The sequence below is a fragment of the Ihubacter sp. rT4E-8 genome (assembly GCF_049852125.1).
In the GTDB taxonomy this organism is placed as follows: domain Bacteria; phylum Bacillota; class Clostridia; order Peptostreptococcales; family Anaerovoracaceae; genus Senimuribacter.
In genome coordinates this window covers 2,403,493-2,420,578 of the sequence record NZ_CP187532.1, presented here as the reverse complement: position 1 = coordinate 2,420,578, position 17,086 = coordinate 2,403,493, and the positions used below count along the sequence as shown (strand labels likewise).

Here is a 17,086-nt window from a genome sequence, read left to right as displayed (position 1 = left end):
TATGGGGAATAAACAAAAGCCCTTGCCGGGAGTACCAGACCGGCAAGGGCTTTTGAAGAGACTGTGAAAAAAAGTCTGTAAATTACCTTCTATGGTAATTTGAAACTATGAAACCTTTGAAATTTCAATAGTTCTTAGTTGAAAATAATATAATACATGTTTTTAGCCATGTCAAGGACTCCTTTCTCTGAAGGAGTCCTTGCATGCTTTTATTTTGTATTAAACAGGAAAACGATCCCCATACATGATGGAAAATTCTCCATAAACTTTACCCCAGTTTCTTAAAGACTGTGTCCATTTCTTCGTTGCTTGTAAGGTTGCAAGATACAGTGATTTCAATAGTGCCTTGTCGTTTGGGAATACTGTGCGCTGCCGATTCAATTTCTTGTAGGTACTGTTCAGACTTTCGATGGCATTCGTCGTATAAATCACCTTTCTCACATCTATAGAGAATTTGAAGATGGGCGTTAATACATCCCAGTTCTTCTCCCAGCTCTTCATCGCGTTTGGATATTTATCATTCCACTTTTCTGTTACAATTTGCAATGCTTCATATCCTTGTTTCTCATCCGGTGCCAGATAGATTGATTTCAAATCTCCGGCAAAAGCTTTCATATCTTTGTAGGACACATATTTCAGCGTATTGCGTATTTGGTGTACAATGCATCTTTGATACTCCGTATCCGGATAGGCTGCTTGAATTGCTTCTTTGATCCCGCTAAGTCCATCTGCACAGATGACCATGATATCCTTGACTCCTCGATTTTTTAGGCTGTTTAGTACACCTAGCCAGTATTTGCTGCTCTCATTCTCTCCAATTTCAAGATGAATGACATCTTTCATCCCGTCCAGAGTATATCCTAAAATTACATAAGCTGCCAGTTTTCTAATCTGATTATCTTCCCTGACTGAAAAATGTACCGCATCAATGAAAATGATTGGGTAGATTTCGTCTAGAGGGCGTTTCTGCCAGTCATCAATTTCCTGCAGAATCTTATCTGTTACATCAGAGATAAAACCTTCACTACATTCGAATCCATAGATTTCTTCAATCTGTTCTGAGATTTGTCTTGTGGTAAGCCCTCTTGCATACATGCTGATGATTTTCTGATCAATCTCAGAGATATCCTTTTGACGCTTTTTTACTACCTGTGGTTCGAACGTACTGTTCCTGTCTTGTGGTACACTGATTTCAAACTCTCCATAGTTACTGCGTACTTTTTTAGATTTTGTACCATTGCGGTAATTATCGCTGTCACTGCGTTCATAGTTACCGTAGCCGAGATGTTCATCCATTTCAGCTTCCATCATGGATTTGATGGTGCCACCTAATAGGTCTTTTAAGGCCTCCTGAATATCATCTGCTGTTTCGATGTCGTATTCTTCCAGTAATGCTGCAATGATGTTCTTTTTTCCTTCTGTCAGTGGTTTTACCTTGTATACTTCCTTTTTCTTTGCCATTTTAAAAAGCCTCCTATGATAATTTGATTTTACCATAGAAGGCCTTTTTCTTTTACCTATTTACAGACTTTTTTTCACAGTCTCCTTTTGAACTGAAAAAACTATTTTCTCTTGAAGTCTTTTGGTGTTACGCAAGTACCTGTAGCTCTTGCTACTACGATTGGTTCTTCCAGGAAATCAGCTGCGGAAGCGTTGATGTCTTTTCTGGATACGATAACCTTTCTTGCTTCAAATTTCATCTGTCTGGAAGTGTTTCCGATCTTGGTGATTTCACCGTAAGCTTCGATGTAGTCGCCAGCGTAAGTAGGAGCAAGGAATTCTACGTTGTCATAAGCGCAGAACAGACCTTCGTCTCCGTCTAATTTGATCAGCAGCTCAGTAGCTACGTCGCCAAACAGGTGAACCATGTGCGCGCCGTCAACTAATTCTCCGCCGTAGTGAGCGTCCTTTGCAGACATTCTGACTCTGATCAATGATGTAATTTTCTCTTCCATTGTTTCATTCTCCTTTGTTAAACTTAAAAACGATTTCTATACTCCAATTATATATCGGAAAAACATAAATAACAATTGCAAATTGTGTGCCAATGGGGTATTATTGAAATTACACAGCAATTGAACCGAAAAGAGTTCACTGAAAAAAGGAGCGAATTAAAAATGACCCAAAATTATGGAACGAATCGTGTGCTGGAGCCGCAGCATGTGCTGCCGACCTCCGCATGGAGGCTGGATAACAGCCGTACTATTGCGGCGGAGGAAATACGAGTGGATATCCGCAGGATACATATTGAGGGGACCAGCTTTAAGCAGATTTGCCTGGAGGCTAATAATAATGAGAAGCGAATCCGTCAAAAGATCATGGATATCGTTATCCGGAGGGGAAAACTGCATAATCCTGTCACCGATACGGGAGGATTATTCTATGGAGTGGTAGCGGAGATTGGCTCTGAATATGAAAACAAGAAAGGATTTGTGCCCGGTGATGAAGTGCTGTGCAATGCTTCGCTGGCGTCAGTTCCTATTTATATAGATAAAATATTATCTATCGACAGGGCTTTTGGACAGGTTGAGATAGAAGGCTACGCTGTGCTGTATAATGAAGTGCCGCTGGTCAGACGTCCGGAGGGGATTCCAATCAACTTATTGCTTTTTGCTTTTGATGAGTCGGGCACGTTGTACAGGATCAGCAATACTGCGGTGGGAAAGCGGAAGTTTCTGGTTGTAGGCAACAATTTGCTTTCTAACCTTTTGTTTGGCTATGCGATTCGAAAGGTTGCTCGAGAGGATGCGGAGGTAGTTTGCCTGCTGGATAGAAAGACGGATATGGTTTTGAAGGGGAGGTCTATAGACGAACTGATCAGCCGTGTTTTTACAGAGGTGCACTATGTGGATATTCTTAAGCCGATGGAATGTCTGGAAGATCTGAAAGCGGATGCGCTTTTTGATTTGTCGGTTAATTGCGCTGATATTCCGGGGGCGGAAACGATCAATATATTGGCGACAAAAAGCGGCGGCACGGTGGTATTTGCTAATTTGATCAACAATTATAATATTGCGCTGTATATTACGGAATCTATTTCGAGACAACTGGATATCCGTTGCGCTGACGGATATTTGGAGGCGTATGATGAATTTGATATCGAAATCGTAAAGGACCTGGTTCCATACATTGAGGGAGCGGTAGAAACGAATCTCTCTATGGATGATGATCCGTCTTATCCAATCAACCGCCAGACACGCCTTATGGAGGTTTCGGGTCAACGGCAAACCATGCTGGAGGATTTTGTTTGTGAAAGCAGGGCGATGGCGTCGGTGCTTAATGAGATTCTCACGGTGGCGAAGTATGACTGCAATGTGATGATTACCGGAGATACCGGCGTCGGCAAGGAAAAGGTTGCCAACATTATTTATAAAAACAGCAGTCGAAAAATGCAGCCTTTTATAAAGGTGAATTGTGCGTCAATTTCTCCAACACTGATTGAATCGGAATTTTTTGGATATGAAAAGGGTGCGTTCACAGGAGCTAACGCGACAGGAAAGAAGGGATATTTTGAACTGGCTGATAACGGCGTTATCTTTCTGGACGAGATCGGCGAACTGCAGGCTGATATGCAAGCAAAGCTGCTGCGCGTTATTCAGGATGGGGAGTTTTTCCGTGTAGGAGGTACGACGCCGATTAAGACCAATGTACGCATTCTATCTGCGACAAATCGTGACCTTGAGGAATTTATTGAGGAACAGGTGTTCCGGCGCGATTTGTATTACCGGCTTAACGTAGTAAGGATCAGAGTACCGTCTCTGAGGGAACGGACTGGCGATATTCCGGCATTGGTACGTCATTTTCTGAAAAAGTATAGTGATAAGTTTGAAATTCAGCGTCAGATTGATGAAGACGCTATAGAGTATTTAAAGCAATGCGAGTGGCCGGGCAACATCAGGGAATTGGAGAATGTGGTGCAGCGTTTGATGATTTCCGCCAAGGGTGAGCAAATTTCGCTGCTTGATGTAATGCGGGAACTGCATGCTGAAGTTTTCGAAGGAACAGAATTTAGCCTGCCTGTGTCAGAAGAAACGGGTCAGTATATGGATATGGAAAAAATGGTAGAGAATTTTGAGAAGAATATCATCAAGCATGCCTGCGAAAATTTCGGATCTACGCGAAAGGTTGCGAGAGCTCTCGGGATCAGCCAGACGCAGCTTGTAAGAAAGAAGAAAAAGTATGAACTGTAGGAAGGTGAACACAAAGTGAATCGTATCGAAAGTGATCGAGCTGGAAACGGTTCGATCATATCTGCATTTCATCACGAGAAAAGGATAAACCCATTGGAAACAGTGGGTTTTTAATTTTGGCATGAATTTTGCTTTTACGAAATGAGACGCACGGATATAATAATAAAAAAGGAGTAATATATATGGAAAACAAGATCTATAAAAAAGGTGACCTTTACGGTACGCACAGAGTTATCAGTCCAAAGGGAGCGCTGCCGCAGCCTGCTGATGTGATTGATAACACGATGGAAATTTATGATAATGAGGTGCTGATCGATGTTCATACGCTGAATATAGATTCCGCTTCTTTTACGGAAATTGAAAAGAGAGCGGAGGGCGACGTTGAAGAAATTAAGAAAATTATCATGAACATTGTAGAGACGACAGGCAAGCATAAGAATCCTTGGACGGGATCCGGAGGCATGCTGATCGGTAAGGTGAAGGAAATTGGACCGAATTATGAAGGTGATTTAAGAGTGGGTGATAAAATTGCGACATTAGTATCTCTTTCTCTGACACCTCTGAAGATTGAGGAAATCAAAGAAGTACGGCCTGAGATTGATCAGGTAGATATAAAGGGGCAGGCAATTTTATTCCAATCCGGACTTTATGGCATTTTGCCGAAGGATATGCCAAAGGAATTGGCTCTGTCTGTTCTCGACGTTGCGGGAGCGCCTGCGCAGACTGCCAAGATCTGCAAACCTGGCGATACGGTCGTTGTTATGGGAGGCGGCGGAAAGTCTGGGATTTTATGCTGCTGGCAGGCGAAGAAGCAAGTTGGCGTAAACGGAAAGGTTATCTGTGTTGATGGATTCAAGAAATCTCTTAACAGAGCCATGTCTGTAAAATGTGCAGATGAATATTTGGTTGTTAATGCCACTAACGCCATCGAAATGTATGATGAAATTATGGAAGCGACAGACGGAGAGTTGGCGGATGTTGTTATCAATGTTGTAAACATTCCGAATACGGAGATGTCTTCTATTCTTGCGTGTAAAGACGACGGTCTGGTATACTTTTTCTCTATGGCGACTTCTTTCACGAAGGCTGCGCTTGGCGCTGAGGGCGTAGGCAAGGATGTTACTATGATTGTTGGAAACGGTTACACAAAAGGACATGCTAATGCGGCGCTTCAGGTGCTGAGAGAAGATGAAAGGATTATGAAATTGTTCGCGGAGCTTTATGCGTAAAGTATGTTTTAAAGAGATCGAACCAAATTCAGTTCATATTGATTAGAAAACGAACACAAAACGGTTCGATCGTTATTTTTTTAATAATCCGAAGGTTTCACAGAATTTGTAGTATAGACACTGCTTCGCGGCTGACTTATAATGAGGTTAGTCAACAATTATGCACAGGCATAAAATTTAAATTTTTATATTAAATTCTTAGGAGGATGATTATTATGAAAAAAGGATGCCCTTACGGAACCCACAGAGTTATTTCACCAAAAGGCGTACTGCCACAGCCAGCAGACGTTATCGACAACACTATGGAAATCTATGACAACGAAGTGCTGATCGACGTTAAGACTCTGAACATTGACTCTGCTTCTTTTACTGAAATTGAAAGAAGGGCAGGCGGCGACATCGAAGAAATCAAGAAGACTATGCTTGGCATCGTTGCTAAAGCTGGTAAACATAAGAACCCTTGGACTGGTTCCGGCGGCATGCTGATCGGTACTGTTAAGGAAGTAGGACCTGCTTATGTAGGCGATCTGAAACCAGGAGACAAAATTGCTACGCTGGTTTCCCTGTCTTTGACTCCACTGGTAATCGAAGAAATCTTAGAAGTAAGACCTGAAATTGACCAGGTAGACATCAAGGGTCAGGCAATCCTGTTCCAGAGCGGTATCTATGCAAAGCTTCCTGAAGATATGGAAGAAGGACTTGCTCTGTCTGCATTAGACGTTGCCGGCGCTCCTGCTCAGACTGCGAAACTGGTTAAACCAGGACAGACTGTAGTTATTATCGGTGGCGGCGGAAAATCCGGTCTTTTGTGCCTGTATGAGGCAAAGAAAAGAGCTGGCGTAACTGGTAAGGTTATCTGCGTAGCTGGTTCTCCTAAATCTGAAGCCAGAGCTAAGAACTTAGATTTGGCTGACGAATACTTCGTACACGATGCTACTGATGCTGTTGGTATGTACAACAAGATTATGGAATTAACAGACGGACAGTTGGCTGATATCGTTATCAACTGTGTAAATATCGAAAATACAGAAATGGCTTCCATCCTGGCTTGTAAGGATGACGGTCTGGTATACTTCTTCTCCATGGCTACAAGCTTCACTAAGGCTGCTCTGGGTGCAGAAGGCGTTGGTAAAGACGTTAACATGATTATCGGTAACGGCTACACCAAGGGACACGCTGCTATCACTCTGCAGTGCCTGAGAGAACACGAAGGCCTGAAGAAATTGTTCCAGGAAATGTACGCATAATCAGTCGTATAACAGTATTGCCGCAGCTCCCTGCGGGCTGCGGTTTTTTCTAAGTGATTATAATCATACACATATATTAAACCGTAAATTTAAGGAGATTTATTATGGCAATTAGAAATTGGAAGGACATTCCTCTGTTCAAGGATGTTACTGACGAGCAGTGGAACGACTGGCATTGGCAGGTATCTCACAGATTATCCACTGTGGAAGATATTGCACAGGTAATCAACCTGACTGAGCAGGAGAGAGCTGACATTGAAAAGGTTATCGGCGGATTCAGGGTAGGTATCACACCTTACTATGCTTCCCTGATGGATCCAGATGATCCGAGAGATCCGGTTAGAATGCAGGCAGTTCCGACTCTGGCAGAAATGCACAGATCTGAAGCTGACGATGCTGACCCGCTTCACGAAGACGCTGATTCCCCAGCTCCTGGTCTGACACATAGATATCCGGACAGAGTTCTGTTCCTGATCACTGACCAGTGCTCCATGTACTGCAGACACTGCACCAGAAGAAGACTTGCTGGTGAGACTGACGGCGCAAGATCCAGAGAAGATATCGATGCATGTATCGAATACATCAGAAAAACTCCGGTTGTCAGAGACGTACTGCTGTCTGGCGGCGACGCTCTGTGCGTAGAAGATGATACATTAGAATACATCATCAGCGAGCTGAGAAAAATTGATCATGTGGAAATCGTAAGAATCGGTTCCAGAACACCGGTTGTAATGCCGATGAGAATTACCGACAATCTGGTAAACATGCTGAAAAAGTATCACCCGATCTGGCTGAATACACATTTCAATCACCCGCAGGAAATCACGGAAGATGCAGCGGAAGCATGCAGAAAGCTTGCTGACGCAGGTATTCCTCTTGGTAACCAGTCCGTACTCCTCAGAGGTGTTAACGATTGTAAGCACATCATGAGAGAACTGGTACAGAAGCTGGTTAAGAACAGAGTAAGACCTTACTACATCTACATCTGCGACCTGTCTGTAGGTATCGAACACTTCAGAACATCCGTTGCGAAGGGTATCGAAATCATCGAAGGTCTGAGAGGACATACTTCCGGTTACGCTGTTCCTACATTCGTAGTTGACGCGCCGGGCGGTGGCGGAAAGACTCCGGTAATGCCGCAGTACATCATTTCCGAGACTCCTGATAAGGTAATTCTCAGAAATTATGAAGGCGTTATCACCACTTACACGCAGCCTCGTCTGCCGGATCTGAAGTGCACATGCGACTACTGCACCGGTAAGAAGACTTATAAGTATCAGGGTGTATCCGCATTAGGCGAAGGATTACAGATCAAATCTATGGAACCAGCCAACCTGCTGAGACACGAAAGAAATAAGCACGAATAAAAGCAGTTAAATAGCAGAAGGGGGCCAAAGGTCCCCTTTCTGTACCTCTGGGATTTTAACCGGAGGATAAAAAGGATTTTAAGATATTTTTTATAGATAGGTTTAGGATTATGGGTTTACTCTACGATTTATCAACGAAATATAAGACGATTTCCATCGTCGGTATGGCTAAAAATGCCGGAAAGACCACAGCGCTCAATTACTTGATAGAAGAAGCGATGGACGAGGGGATGCAGCTCGGTATTACTTCCACCGGCAGAGATGGCGAGACGACAGATCTGGTAACGGGAACGGATAAACCGAGAGTATATCTCTATGAAGATACGATTGTGTCTGTACCGACGCAGCTTTATGAGTTAGCTGAGGCAGGTCTGGAAATCGTGAGGAAATCCAATTACAGAACGTCTATTGGGGAATTGCTGCTTTGTCGGGTGGCGGACAGCGGATATGTGCAAATCGCGGGACCGGTGGCAACGGCTGATACGAAGAAGATGTGCGCGGAGATGTTTGACATGGGATGCGAGTTGATTCTCATCGATGGCGCTATTGATAGAAAGTCCATTGCCTCGCCGGAGACTTCTGATGCTATTATTCTGGCAACAGGAGCTGTTTTGTCAAGAAACCTGAAGAAGGTAGTGGAGGACACATCTCATATTGTTAATCTGTATAATCTGCCTGTTCTTGAGGACGGAGATGCAAGGAAGCTGATTATCGATCACATTAAGGAAGATCGAATTATGCTGATAAAAGGAGATCGGGCAGAAAAACTGGATCTTTTGACGGGGCTCGGCGGCAGCCGCTTTATCGACGAAGCGATTGATAAAGATACTGAATACGTGTATATTCCAGGGGCGCTTACAAATAGTGTCATTGCGGATATTCATCCTTCAAGGCTGAAGCAGGTACAGTTTGTCCTGAAAGATCCAACCAAGATATTTATTGACGCTATTGGTTGGCGGCAGCTGATTAAAAAGGGTTTTTCTGTCAGGGTGTTGGATAATATTACTGTGGCCGCGGTTACAGTGAATCCTTTTGCGCCTGGCGGATATTCTTTTGATCACGGCGTATTGCTGGAGGCAATGCAGACGGCCTTGCCTGAGATACCCGTAATAGACGTTAGAATGTAGGTTGACTGAAAGGAGATAGCGCTATGCTGCAGGGAGCTGGCAAAAGGCTGGCTAATGTAAAAACCAGAACGGAAACCGGACTGGAATATGTGATGAATCATTTGGATATCAATACTCCTTTTGGAAAGAAAGTTCTCAAAGAAACGAAACCGTTTTTTCCCGGACAGGAAGCTGCTTTGCGGGAGGAGCTGGACAGAGTTCAAGTGATGATGGACTTTGCTCGGGAAAATGAGAAGGAGATTAGCCTGCTTTCTGAAACCTTTATGGTGATGAAGGACGTAACCTATACGATAGAGCGAAGCAGTACAAGCGCTTTATCAGTGGTAGAGCTGTATGAAGTGAAATCACTGCTGCTGAACATGCGGTCTATCGAGAAGATCTGCCGGAACGCGAAGACGGACATGCCGGAGGAATTTTTGTTAGAAGATACGGAGGAACTTCTGGATATTCTGGATCCGCGAAAGGATCGAATGAATACGTTCTATATTTATGATGATTTTTCTGAGACGTTGGCGGCGTTTAGGAAGAAAAAAAAACAATTGGAAATTGCCATTCGTCGTGAACAAAAAACGCGTAAAGAGGAAATTCGGAAGGAATATGGCATTGTTCTGACACCGAAATTTGATGTGGTAATTCCGAAATCCAGTGATTTATTGGAAAAGGCCAGACAGATTTCAGATCTGGAGGCTGTAAATGAGGATTATATGTCAGTGACTTTTGAGCTGACAAAGAATGAGGCTGTATTTGGTCTTGCTGGACAGATGGAAGACTTGAATACAGAGATTGAAGAAGAAGAAACGATCATCAGAGAAAGATTATCTCGGGAGATTGGTAACTTCCAGGAGGCGCTTCTTGACAATTGTGCGAGAATTGGCCGACTGGATTTCACTCTGGCAAAGGCGCTTTATGCTGACGGGCATAGATGTGTCAAACCGGAGATCGTAGATGAGCATGTGGTAGAGATCACGGAAGGACGTCAGCTGCAGGTAGAAGATATCCTTTTATCAAAGAAGAAGAACTATTGTCCTGTAAGCATTTCTTTGCGCGACGGCGTTACTTGTATCACCGGCGCAAATATGGGAGGAAAGACAATCTCCCTCAAGCTATGTGGTTTAGTACCGATTCTGGCTCAATATGGTTTTTTTGTTCCGTGTAAAGCGGCGCGGATTGGATTGTCGAATTATATGCAAATTCTTATAGGAGACAGTCAGTCGGTGGAACGCGGACTTTCCAGTTTTGGCAGTGAAATGGAAGAATTGAAAGAAATTCTGGATAATGGCAGGGAACGCTCCCTTCTTCTTATCGATGAAATTGCCAGCGGAACTAACCCGGTAGAGGGTCTTGCTTTGACCCGAAGTCTGGTAGATTATTTAATGGAAAAACCATATATCAGTCTGATCACTACGCATTTTGAGGCCGCCTGTGAGGAACCTGGCGTTGTTAATATGCAGGTGCGCGGTCTTGCGGATGTGGATTTTAATCGGCTTGACAGTGAATTGCGCTATGCAAACCGAAAAGAGCGGATTAATATCATCGGTAAGTACATGGATTACAGGCTTTATGAGGTGACGGAAAATCGTGAAATACCTAAGGATGCATTAAACATTGCGAAAATGCTCGGTATCGGTAAGGAAATTATCGATGGAGCGAAAAAATATTTGAAATAAGGAGACTATTAGGATGAAAAGCAAACTGAACCTTGACCCAAAAGTAGTCGACAGTGCTCGTCAGCATGCGGCAAATATCGCGCACGACATGCAGGAATTCATTGACAGACATACTACTGTCAGCACAGAAAGAACGATTTTGAGACTTTTGGGTGTCGACGGTGTAGACGATGTTGACACTCCGCTGCCGAATGTGGTAGTAGATCAGCTGAAGGACGAGGGCGCGCTGTCTACAGGCGCTGCTTATTGGATGGGAAACGCCATCGTTCAGACCGGCAAGACCCCGCAGGAAATCGCCGAAGAAATGGCAGCAGGCAAGCTGGATATCACTAAGCTTCCTACCTGCTCACAGGCGGAAGCTGCTGAGGCATTAAAGCCGGCAATCAAAGCTACCTTTGAAAGAATCGATATGCAGAAGGCAAAGCGTCAGGAATATCTTGACACCATCGGCGAAGGTCCTGAACCATATATCTATGTAATCGTTGCGACCGGTAACATCTATGAAGACGTGATTCAGGCGCAGGCTGCTGCAAGGCAGGGTGCAGATGTAATTGCGGTAATTCGTACAACTGCACAGTCCCTGCTGGACTATGTACCTTACGGCGCTACAACTGAAGGATTCGGCGGTACATACGCAACGCAGGAAAACTTCAGACTCATGAGAAAAGCGCTGGATGAGGTTGGTGAAGAGGTTGGCAGATACATCAGACTTTGTAACTATTCCTCCGGTATGTGCATGCCTGAAATCGCTGCAATGGGTGCATTGGAAAGACTGGATGTTATGTTAAACGACGCTATTTACGGCATCCTGTTCAGAGATATCAATATGCAGAGAACGCTGGTTGACCAGTTCATGAGCCGTGTTATCATCGGTTACTGCGGTATTATTTTTAACTCCGGTGAAGATAATTATCTGACTACAGACGATGCTATTGAAGCAGCGCATACAGTAACTGCTTCCCAGTTCATTAACGAACAGTTCGCGGTACTTGCGAATATTCCTGAAGAACAGATGGGTCTGGGCCATGCGTTTGAAATGGATCCATCCACTGAGGACGGATTCCTCCTTGAACTGTCTCAGGCACAGATGGCAAGAGAAATCTTCCCGAAGGCAAGATTAAAATACATGCCGCCTACAAAGTTTATGACAGGCAACATCTTCAGAGGCCATCTGCAGGACGCGCTGTTCAACCTGGTAACTGTATGGACCAATCAGTCCATCCTGCTGACAGGTATGCTGACAGAAGCGATTCATACACCGCTGATGCAGGACAGATATCTTTCCATCGAAAACGCTCGTTATATCTTCAATAACTGCAGACATATCGGTGATGAAGTAGAGTTTAAGAAGGACGGTATCATTCAGAAGAGAGCACAGGAAGTGCTGGGCAAAGCTGACGCGCTCCTTGCTGAGGTAGAAAAAGAAGGTCTCTTCTCCACTATTGAAAAGGGTATCTTCGGCGGCGTTAAACGTCCGTTTGACGGTGGTCACGGACTGGAAGGCGTTTGCACTAAAGGTGAAAACTACTTCAATCCGTTCATTGAATTGTTTATGGATCACGAATAAGGAGGTGTGCTACAATGACAACAGAATGCAAAGCAACTAGCAGTGTAGATTTAACATGTGTTAAGCCTTACGGCGACGCATTAAACGACGGTAAAGTTCAATTATCATTCACTCTTCCTGTACCATACGGTGAAGAAGCAGAGGAATGTGCAAAACAGTATGCAAAGAAATTAGGCCTTACTGAGCCGAATGTAGCGTACTACTGTGAACTTACAACAGGATATACATTCTTTAACGTTTATGGCTGCGCACAGCCGACGATCGATTTCACAGCAATCAACGTGCCTAAGGTAGAGGGTACTGTTATGGATCGTGTGGAATGCGGCGAATGGATCGGCGAACATATCGGCAGAGATATCACCGTTGTAGGAGCGTCTATCGAATCTGACGCACATACAGTAGGTATCGACGCGATCATTCAGATGAAGGGCTTCCACGGTCACTTCGGTCTGGAAAGATTCAAGAATGTTGTTCCTTACAACATGGGTTCTCAGGTGCCTTGTGAACAGTTAATCGCAAAGGCAAAGGAAGTCAATGCAGATGCCATTCTGGTATCTCAGACTGTAACGCAGAAGGATATTCATATCCAGCAGCTTACTAAGATGGTAGAACTGATGGAAGCAGAAGGACTTCGCGATAAGATGATCCTGACTTGCGGCGGCCCTAGAATTTCCCACGAGCTGGCACAGGAACTGGGTTATGACGCAGGTTTTGGCCCTGGAAAGTATGCGGAACATGTAATGAGCTATATCATGCAGGAAGTTGAAAAGAGAGGCTGGCAGGGTAAGGCAAACATTGCTGACCGTTAAGTTACGCAGCAAAATTAAATACAGCGTGTCAAAATGCCGAAAGGCGTTGAAGATCGAGATTCGGCGTCTTTCGCTTTTTGATGATTCCTTGACTTTCGAAACGGACAGGCATATAATAATGATGGGATATTGCAGTTTTGGAAGGATTCCTGATAGCAGGAATTATGAGTTCGTTAATCCTATATTTATTATAGAAAGGTGATTCAACATGATTAACAAAATTATGACTGCTGATGAAGCAGTTGCAGGTGTTAAAGACGGTATGACCATCATGGTCGGCGGCTTCCTTGGAACAGGTTCTCCGGAAGTAATCATGGACGCATTAGTTAGAAAAGGCGTTAAGCATTTGACAGTAATCGGTAACGATGGCGGTCTGCCAGTAGGAACCTACGGCGCTAAGACGGCAAGAGGTATTGGAAAGCTGCTCGAAGCAGGCATGGTTGACCACATTATCGCTTCCCATGTAGGTATGAACCCACTGATCGGGGATGGTATGGTAGCAGGCACTTTGAAGTGCACTTTGGTTCCACAGGGAACTCTGGCCGAAAAACTGAGAGCTGCGGCTTATGGTCTTGGCGGTGTTTTGACTCCGACAGGTGTTGGTACTCCGGTACAGATGGAACTTGATGAGCTGGGCAGAGAAAAGAAAGTTGTAGAAATCGAAGGTAAGAAGTATCTGTTCGAGATGCCTTTGCGCGCTGACTACGCTTTCATCAGACCTACTGTAGCAGATAAGTTTGGTAACTACTATTGCTCCAAGACAACGAAAAACTTTAACTATGTAATGGCAGGCGCTGCAGAGCATACTATCATTGCACCAGAAAAGATTGTTGAGATTAATGAGATTGATCCTGACTACTTTGCAGTTGCAGGCGTTCTCGTAGACGCTATTGTGGAAGGAGAAAAGAAATGGCAGATTTAAAACAGAGAATTGCGAAAAGATGCGCAAAAGAATTTAAAGACGGCGATTTTATTAACTTGGGAATTGGCCTTCCTACCATGGTAGCAGACTATATTCCAGATGACATTGCAGTAACCTGCCACTCTGAAAATGGATTCGCAGGTATCGATGCTGTTGCTGATGAAACTAACACAGATGTAGATATCATCAATTCTGGCGGTGTATATGTTACTGCACTGCCAAGAGCAAAGTTCTTTGACACTGCTGAATCCTTCGGTCTTGTAAGAGGCGGTCATGTAAAGGCTACTGTTCTCGGCGCGATGGAAGTTGCTGAAAACGGAGATCTGGCTAACTGGATCGTTCCAGGCAAGAAAGTTGCTGGCATGGGCGGCGCTATGGACCTTTGTGCAGGTTGCCCTGAGGTTATCATCGTTATGCTGCACACCCAGAAGGGTAATCACAAGATCTTAGAAAAATGCACATTGCCTCTGACTGCAGAAAGATGCGTCAGCAAGATCATTACAGAGATGGGTGTGATGGAAGTCAGAGAAGACGGTATCTGGGTAACAGAGCTGCACCCGGATTTCACGAAAGAAGACATCCAGGCTGCAACTGGCTGTACGCTCCACTTCGATCCTGATATGAAGGCAATGGAAGAGGAATAATCTAAAAGTAAAGATGAAAAATCTGATTTAGGATTCTAGAGGAGACCCGCATGCGGATCTCCTCTTTGTTACGGTGAAGTATTATGAGGAAGCATTTTAATAAAGGATATATCTATGTTTTTATTGCCGGATGTCTTTGGGGAACTCTGGGACTTTTCGTTAATTTCCTGGGAGGCTACGGCATTTCAGGTGCGACAGTGGTATTTCTGCGCATGTCGACAGCGACACTTTGGATCATACCGGTTATTCTGGTTACTGGTGGTACAAGACTCTTACTAATTGACGGAAAAGGGCTACTGGTTTGTGCGATTCTGGGAATAGTCTGTCAGGCGTTGTTTAATTACGCTTATACTGAGGCAATTAGCAGCACCGGCATCGCGACAGCAGCAGTTTTGCTGTATACTTCACCAGTATTTGTCAGTATTATGAGCAGGATTTTTTTTAAAGAGGCTATCGGCGCGAGAAAGATTGCAGGTCTTTTTATCAATATCGTTGGCTGTGCGTTGACAGTGACAGGCGGAAACCTGGGAACTGTTGATTTTTTGGGATATGGCGTTTTGATTGGCATAGCCGCGGGATTTCTATATTCTCTATTGACGATTTTCGGTACGATTGTTAAGGGCTATGATACAACGACGGTAACCTTTTATAGCTTTTTATTTGCTGCTGTGACGATGGGATTTACAGCAAATCCGTGGAGTGAAATGGCAGCGGCTCTGTCGCCTTCCTTTGTGGTGACGGCATTTGCATATGGCTTGATCACAGCTGTTGTTGCGTATTTCGTCTACATGAGAGGGTTGTCTATGAACCTGGAGACTTCCAAGGTGCCGGTCATTGCATCTGTTGAAACCGTTGTAGCGGCAATTATCGGATTTGCGATCTTTCAGGAGGATATAAGCTTTGGTAAGGTTGTCGGAATTGGTTTGGTGCTGGCATCCATTGCGATTATGAATCTGCGGGGGAGCCAAAAGGCATAACGTGCACATCGTACATATGATATATGTAAAAAACACCTGTCAGCGCAGGTGTTTTTCGATTAAGTCAATAAAGGTATCTGTGTAATCCGCCTTGGAAAAAATAGCCCTGGCGGAATTTTTATTACCGCCGCCTTTACCTCCATAGATATCGGCATTTTCTTTTACCAGTTTGCCACAGTCGTGTTTGTCAGAAAACAGTAGGACAGTATTTGTCGGTTCATGAACTAAAAAAAGGATAGTGGGGATACAACCATTCAATCCTCTGCCGACTTCTAACAAATCGTTAATTGACAATTTATCGTATTTTTTGACGAATGCCGGTGTAATTGTTGCCTTAATTTCCGAGGTTTCACGAGAAATAACCCATTTTTTCAGCTGATACAGCTCGTCACGAACACTTCTATTCTTTTGGTTTTGAGCGGCGAACTTGTCCAGTAAATCATCGAATCCCGCAGATAGACGATTTTCCAGTGAAGATAAGACGTCGTAACGTTGCTGATATTGCCGGAACGCTCTTTGTCCGGCTTCAAAGTAGATACGGTACATTCCTTTGTTCGTTTCAACCTTGTAAATTTTTATCAGACCGATTTGTCCGGCGGTCGAAGGGTGCGTGCCGCAGCAGGCTACACAGTCAGCAGGGTTTTCGATGGCGCCGACGCAAACGATAGTGATATCTTCGTCGAGAGCGAGGGCTTTGCGCAGAGGAAGGCGGGCAGCTTCATCATGATTGTCAAAATGTCGAGTAATGACAGGTAGATTTGCCCAGATTGCTTCATTGGCGCGGAGCTCTGCTTCCTTCGCCATTTCCCAGGTGACCTTGTCATATGCAGGGTCTTTTTCCAGAGAAATGTCGATGGTCATATATTCCTCTCCCATGTGGAAACCACGATTGATTCCACCGAAAAGCTCGTAAAACTTTCCGGATAGAATATGTTCGCCGCAGTGCCTTTGCATGTTATCGAATCTGCGCTCCCAATTGATTGCAATCTCGATTTCATCGCCTATCGACAATTTACATTGTTTCTTGGCATCTTCGGCCAGAACGTGACATATTTCGCCATCAGCTTCAAATACATCCGCGACTGCAAGTCCGGCGATCGTACCCAGGTCACAGCTTTGTCCTCCCCCAGTGGGAAAGAATATAGTCTGGTTCAGCGTAATCAAAGGGCGTCCGTCTGAGTTTGATTTCACGCCGGTAATTTGCGCCGTGCAGGAACGTAGGTATACGTCTTCTCTGTAGAGTCGTTTTGTTTTCATCTTTTCGTCTCCTTTTGCTACCGCATGATTAACACCAGTATATCATATATTGTTAAAGGAAAGCTATAAAGAAAGGGATATTT

General features: G+C 44.3%; 14 protein-coding genes. 11 read left to right on the top strand and 3 right to left on the bottom strand.

Features of this window, described 5'->3' with window-relative positions; translation table 11 throughout:
* Positions 1 to 219: 219 nt before the first annotated feature.
* Positions 220 to 1,461, bottom strand: coding sequence for an IS256 family transposase (locus tag ACPW7J_RS11960; protein WP_425755319.1), 1,242 nt, complete (start codon positions 1,459 to 1,461; stop codon positions 220 to 222).
* Positions 1,462 to 1,562: 101 nt separating this feature from the next.
* A complete protein-coding gene (locus tag ACPW7J_RS11955; RefSeq protein WP_161874203.1) occupies positions 1,563 to 1,955 on the bottom strand; it encodes a hotdog fold domain-containing protein in 393 nt (130 codons plus the stop codon).
* Positions 1,956 to 2,117: 162 nt separating this feature from the next.
* Here ACPW7J_RS11955 and ACPW7J_RS11950 point away from each other — a divergent pair, with 162 nt between their 5' ends.
* The 11 genes from ACPW7J_RS11950 (at position 2,118) to ACPW7J_RS11900 (ending at position 15,746) form a co-directional block, all read left to right on the top strand.
* Entirely contained in the window at positions 2,118 to 4,190 is a 2,073-nt protein-coding gene (locus ACPW7J_RS11950; protein ID WP_425755318.1) for a sigma-54 interaction domain-containing protein, read from the top strand.
* A gap of 182 nt (positions 4,191 to 4,372) precedes the next feature.
* Positions 4,373 to 5,419: an L-erythro-3,5-diaminohexanoate dehydrogenase gene (locus ACPW7J_RS11945; RefSeq protein ID WP_202623917.1), complete on the top strand. Its 1,047-nt coding sequence runs from the start codon at positions 4,373 to 4,375 to the stop codon at positions 5,417 to 5,419.
* A gap of 215 nt (positions 5,420 to 5,634) precedes the next feature.
* Positions 5,635 to 6,666, top strand: a complete 1,032-nt coding sequence (locus tag ACPW7J_RS11940; protein ID WP_161874201.1) for a zinc-binding dehydrogenase — start codon at positions 5,635 to 5,637, stop codon at positions 6,664 to 6,666.
* A 104-nt stretch (positions 6,667 to 6,770) separates the two neighbouring features.
* Complete coding sequence (gene ablA / locus ACPW7J_RS11935) at positions 6,771 to 8,033, top strand: lysine 2,3-aminomutase (RefSeq protein WP_161874200.1); 1,263 nt, start codon at positions 6,771 to 6,773, stop codon at positions 8,031 to 8,033.
* A 110-nt stretch (positions 8,034 to 8,143) separates the two neighbouring features.
* The gene (locus ACPW7J_RS11930; protein ID WP_161874199.1) at positions 8,144 to 9,160 is read left to right on the top strand and encodes a hypothetical protein; all 1,017 of its coding nucleotides are present in this window, start codon (positions 8,144 to 8,146) and stop codon (positions 9,158 to 9,160) included.
* Positions 9,161 to 9,183: 23 nt separating this feature from the next.
* Positions 9,184 to 10,827 (top strand): MutS-related protein, encoded by a 1,644-nt coding sequence (locus ACPW7J_RS11925; RefSeq protein WP_161874198.1) that lies wholly within the window; start codon positions 9,184 to 9,186, stop codon positions 10,825 to 10,827.
* A 13-nt stretch (positions 10,828 to 10,840) separates the two neighbouring features.
* Entirely contained in the window at positions 10,841 to 12,394 is a 1,554-nt protein-coding gene (locus ACPW7J_RS11920; RefSeq protein ID WP_425755317.1) for a lysine 5,6-aminomutase subunit alpha, read from the top strand.
* 14 nt (positions 12,395 to 12,408) lie between these two features.
* Entirely contained in the window at positions 12,409 to 13,203 is a 795-nt protein-coding gene (locus ACPW7J_RS11915) for an OAM dimerization domain-containing protein (RefSeq protein ID WP_161874196.1), read from the top strand.
* Between the two features lie 208 nt (positions 13,204 to 13,411).
* A complete protein-coding gene (locus tag ACPW7J_RS11910) occupies positions 13,412 to 14,125 on the top strand; it encodes a CoA transferase subunit A (protein WP_161874195.1) in 714 nt (237 codons plus the stop codon).
* Entirely contained in the window at positions 14,113 to 14,769 is a 657-nt protein-coding gene (locus tag ACPW7J_RS11905; protein WP_161874194.1) for a 3-oxoacid CoA-transferase subunit B, read from the top strand. Before ACPW7J_RS11910 ends, ACPW7J_RS11905 begins: the two co-directional genes overlap by 13 nt.
* Before the next feature lie 83 nt (positions 14,770 to 14,852).
* The gene (locus ACPW7J_RS11900; protein ID WP_425755316.1) at positions 14,853 to 15,746 is read left to right on the top strand and encodes a DMT family transporter; all 894 of its coding nucleotides are present in this window, start codon (positions 14,853 to 14,855) and stop codon (positions 15,744 to 15,746) included.
* A 39-nt stretch (positions 15,747 to 15,785) separates the two neighbouring features.
* Here ACPW7J_RS11900 and ACPW7J_RS11895 read toward each other — a convergent pair whose 3' ends face one another.
* Positions 15,786 to 17,003, bottom strand: a complete 1,218-nt coding sequence (locus tag ACPW7J_RS11895) for an alanyl-tRNA editing protein (protein ID WP_425755315.1) — start codon at positions 17,001 to 17,003, stop codon at positions 15,786 to 15,788.
* Between the last annotated feature and the right edge of the window lie 83 nt (positions 17,004 to 17,086).

Excerpts from the sequence above, each read along its gene's own strand:
- ACPW7J_RS11960 (WP_425755319.1), bottom strand. The coding sequence starts at position 1,461 with ATGGCAAAGAAAAAGGAAGTATACAAGGTAAAACCACTGACAGAAGGA.
- ACPW7J_RS11955 (WP_161874203.1), bottom strand. The coding sequence starts at position 1,955 with ATGGAAGAGAAAATTACATCATTGATCAGAGTCAGAATGTCTGCAAAG.
- ACPW7J_RS11950 (WP_425755318.1), top strand. The coding sequence starts at position 2,118 with ATGACCCAAAATTATGGAACGAATCGTGTGCTGGAGCCGCAGCATGTG.
- ACPW7J_RS11945 (WP_202623917.1), top strand. The coding sequence starts at position 4,373 with ATGGAAAACAAGATCTATAAAAAAGGTGACCTTTACGGTACGCACAGA.
- ACPW7J_RS11940 (WP_161874201.1), top strand. The coding sequence starts at position 5,635 with ATGAAAAAAGGATGCCCTTACGGAACCCACAGAGTTATTTCACCAAAA.
- ablA (WP_161874200.1), top strand. The coding sequence starts at position 6,771 with ATGGCAATTAGAAATTGGAAGGACATTCCTCTGTTCAAGGATGTTACT.
- ACPW7J_RS11930 (WP_161874199.1), top strand. The coding sequence starts at position 8,144 with ATGGGTTTACTCTACGATTTATCAACGAAATATAAGACGATTTCCATC.
- ACPW7J_RS11925 (WP_161874198.1), top strand. The coding sequence starts at position 9,184 with ATGCTGCAGGGAGCTGGCAAAAGGCTGGCTAATGTAAAAACCAGAACG.
- ACPW7J_RS11920 (WP_425755317.1), top strand. The coding sequence starts at position 10,841 with ATGAAAAGCAAACTGAACCTTGACCCAAAAGTAGTCGACAGTGCTCGT.
- ACPW7J_RS11915 (WP_161874196.1), top strand. The coding sequence starts at position 12,409 with ATGACAACAGAATGCAAAGCAACTAGCAGTGTAGATTTAACATGTGTT.
- ACPW7J_RS11910 (WP_161874195.1), top strand. The coding sequence starts at position 13,412 with ATGATTAACAAAATTATGACTGCTGATGAAGCAGTTGCAGGTGTTAAA.
- ACPW7J_RS11905 (WP_161874194.1), top strand. The coding sequence starts at position 14,113 with ATGGCAGATTTAAAACAGAGAATTGCGAAAAGATGCGCAAAAGAATTT.
- ACPW7J_RS11900 (WP_425755316.1), top strand. The coding sequence starts at position 14,853 with ATGAGGAAGCATTTTAATAAAGGATATATCTATGTTTTTATTGCCGGA.
- ACPW7J_RS11895 (WP_425755315.1), bottom strand. The coding sequence starts at position 17,003 with ATGAAAACAAAACGACTCTACAGAGAAGACGTATACCTACGTTCCTGC.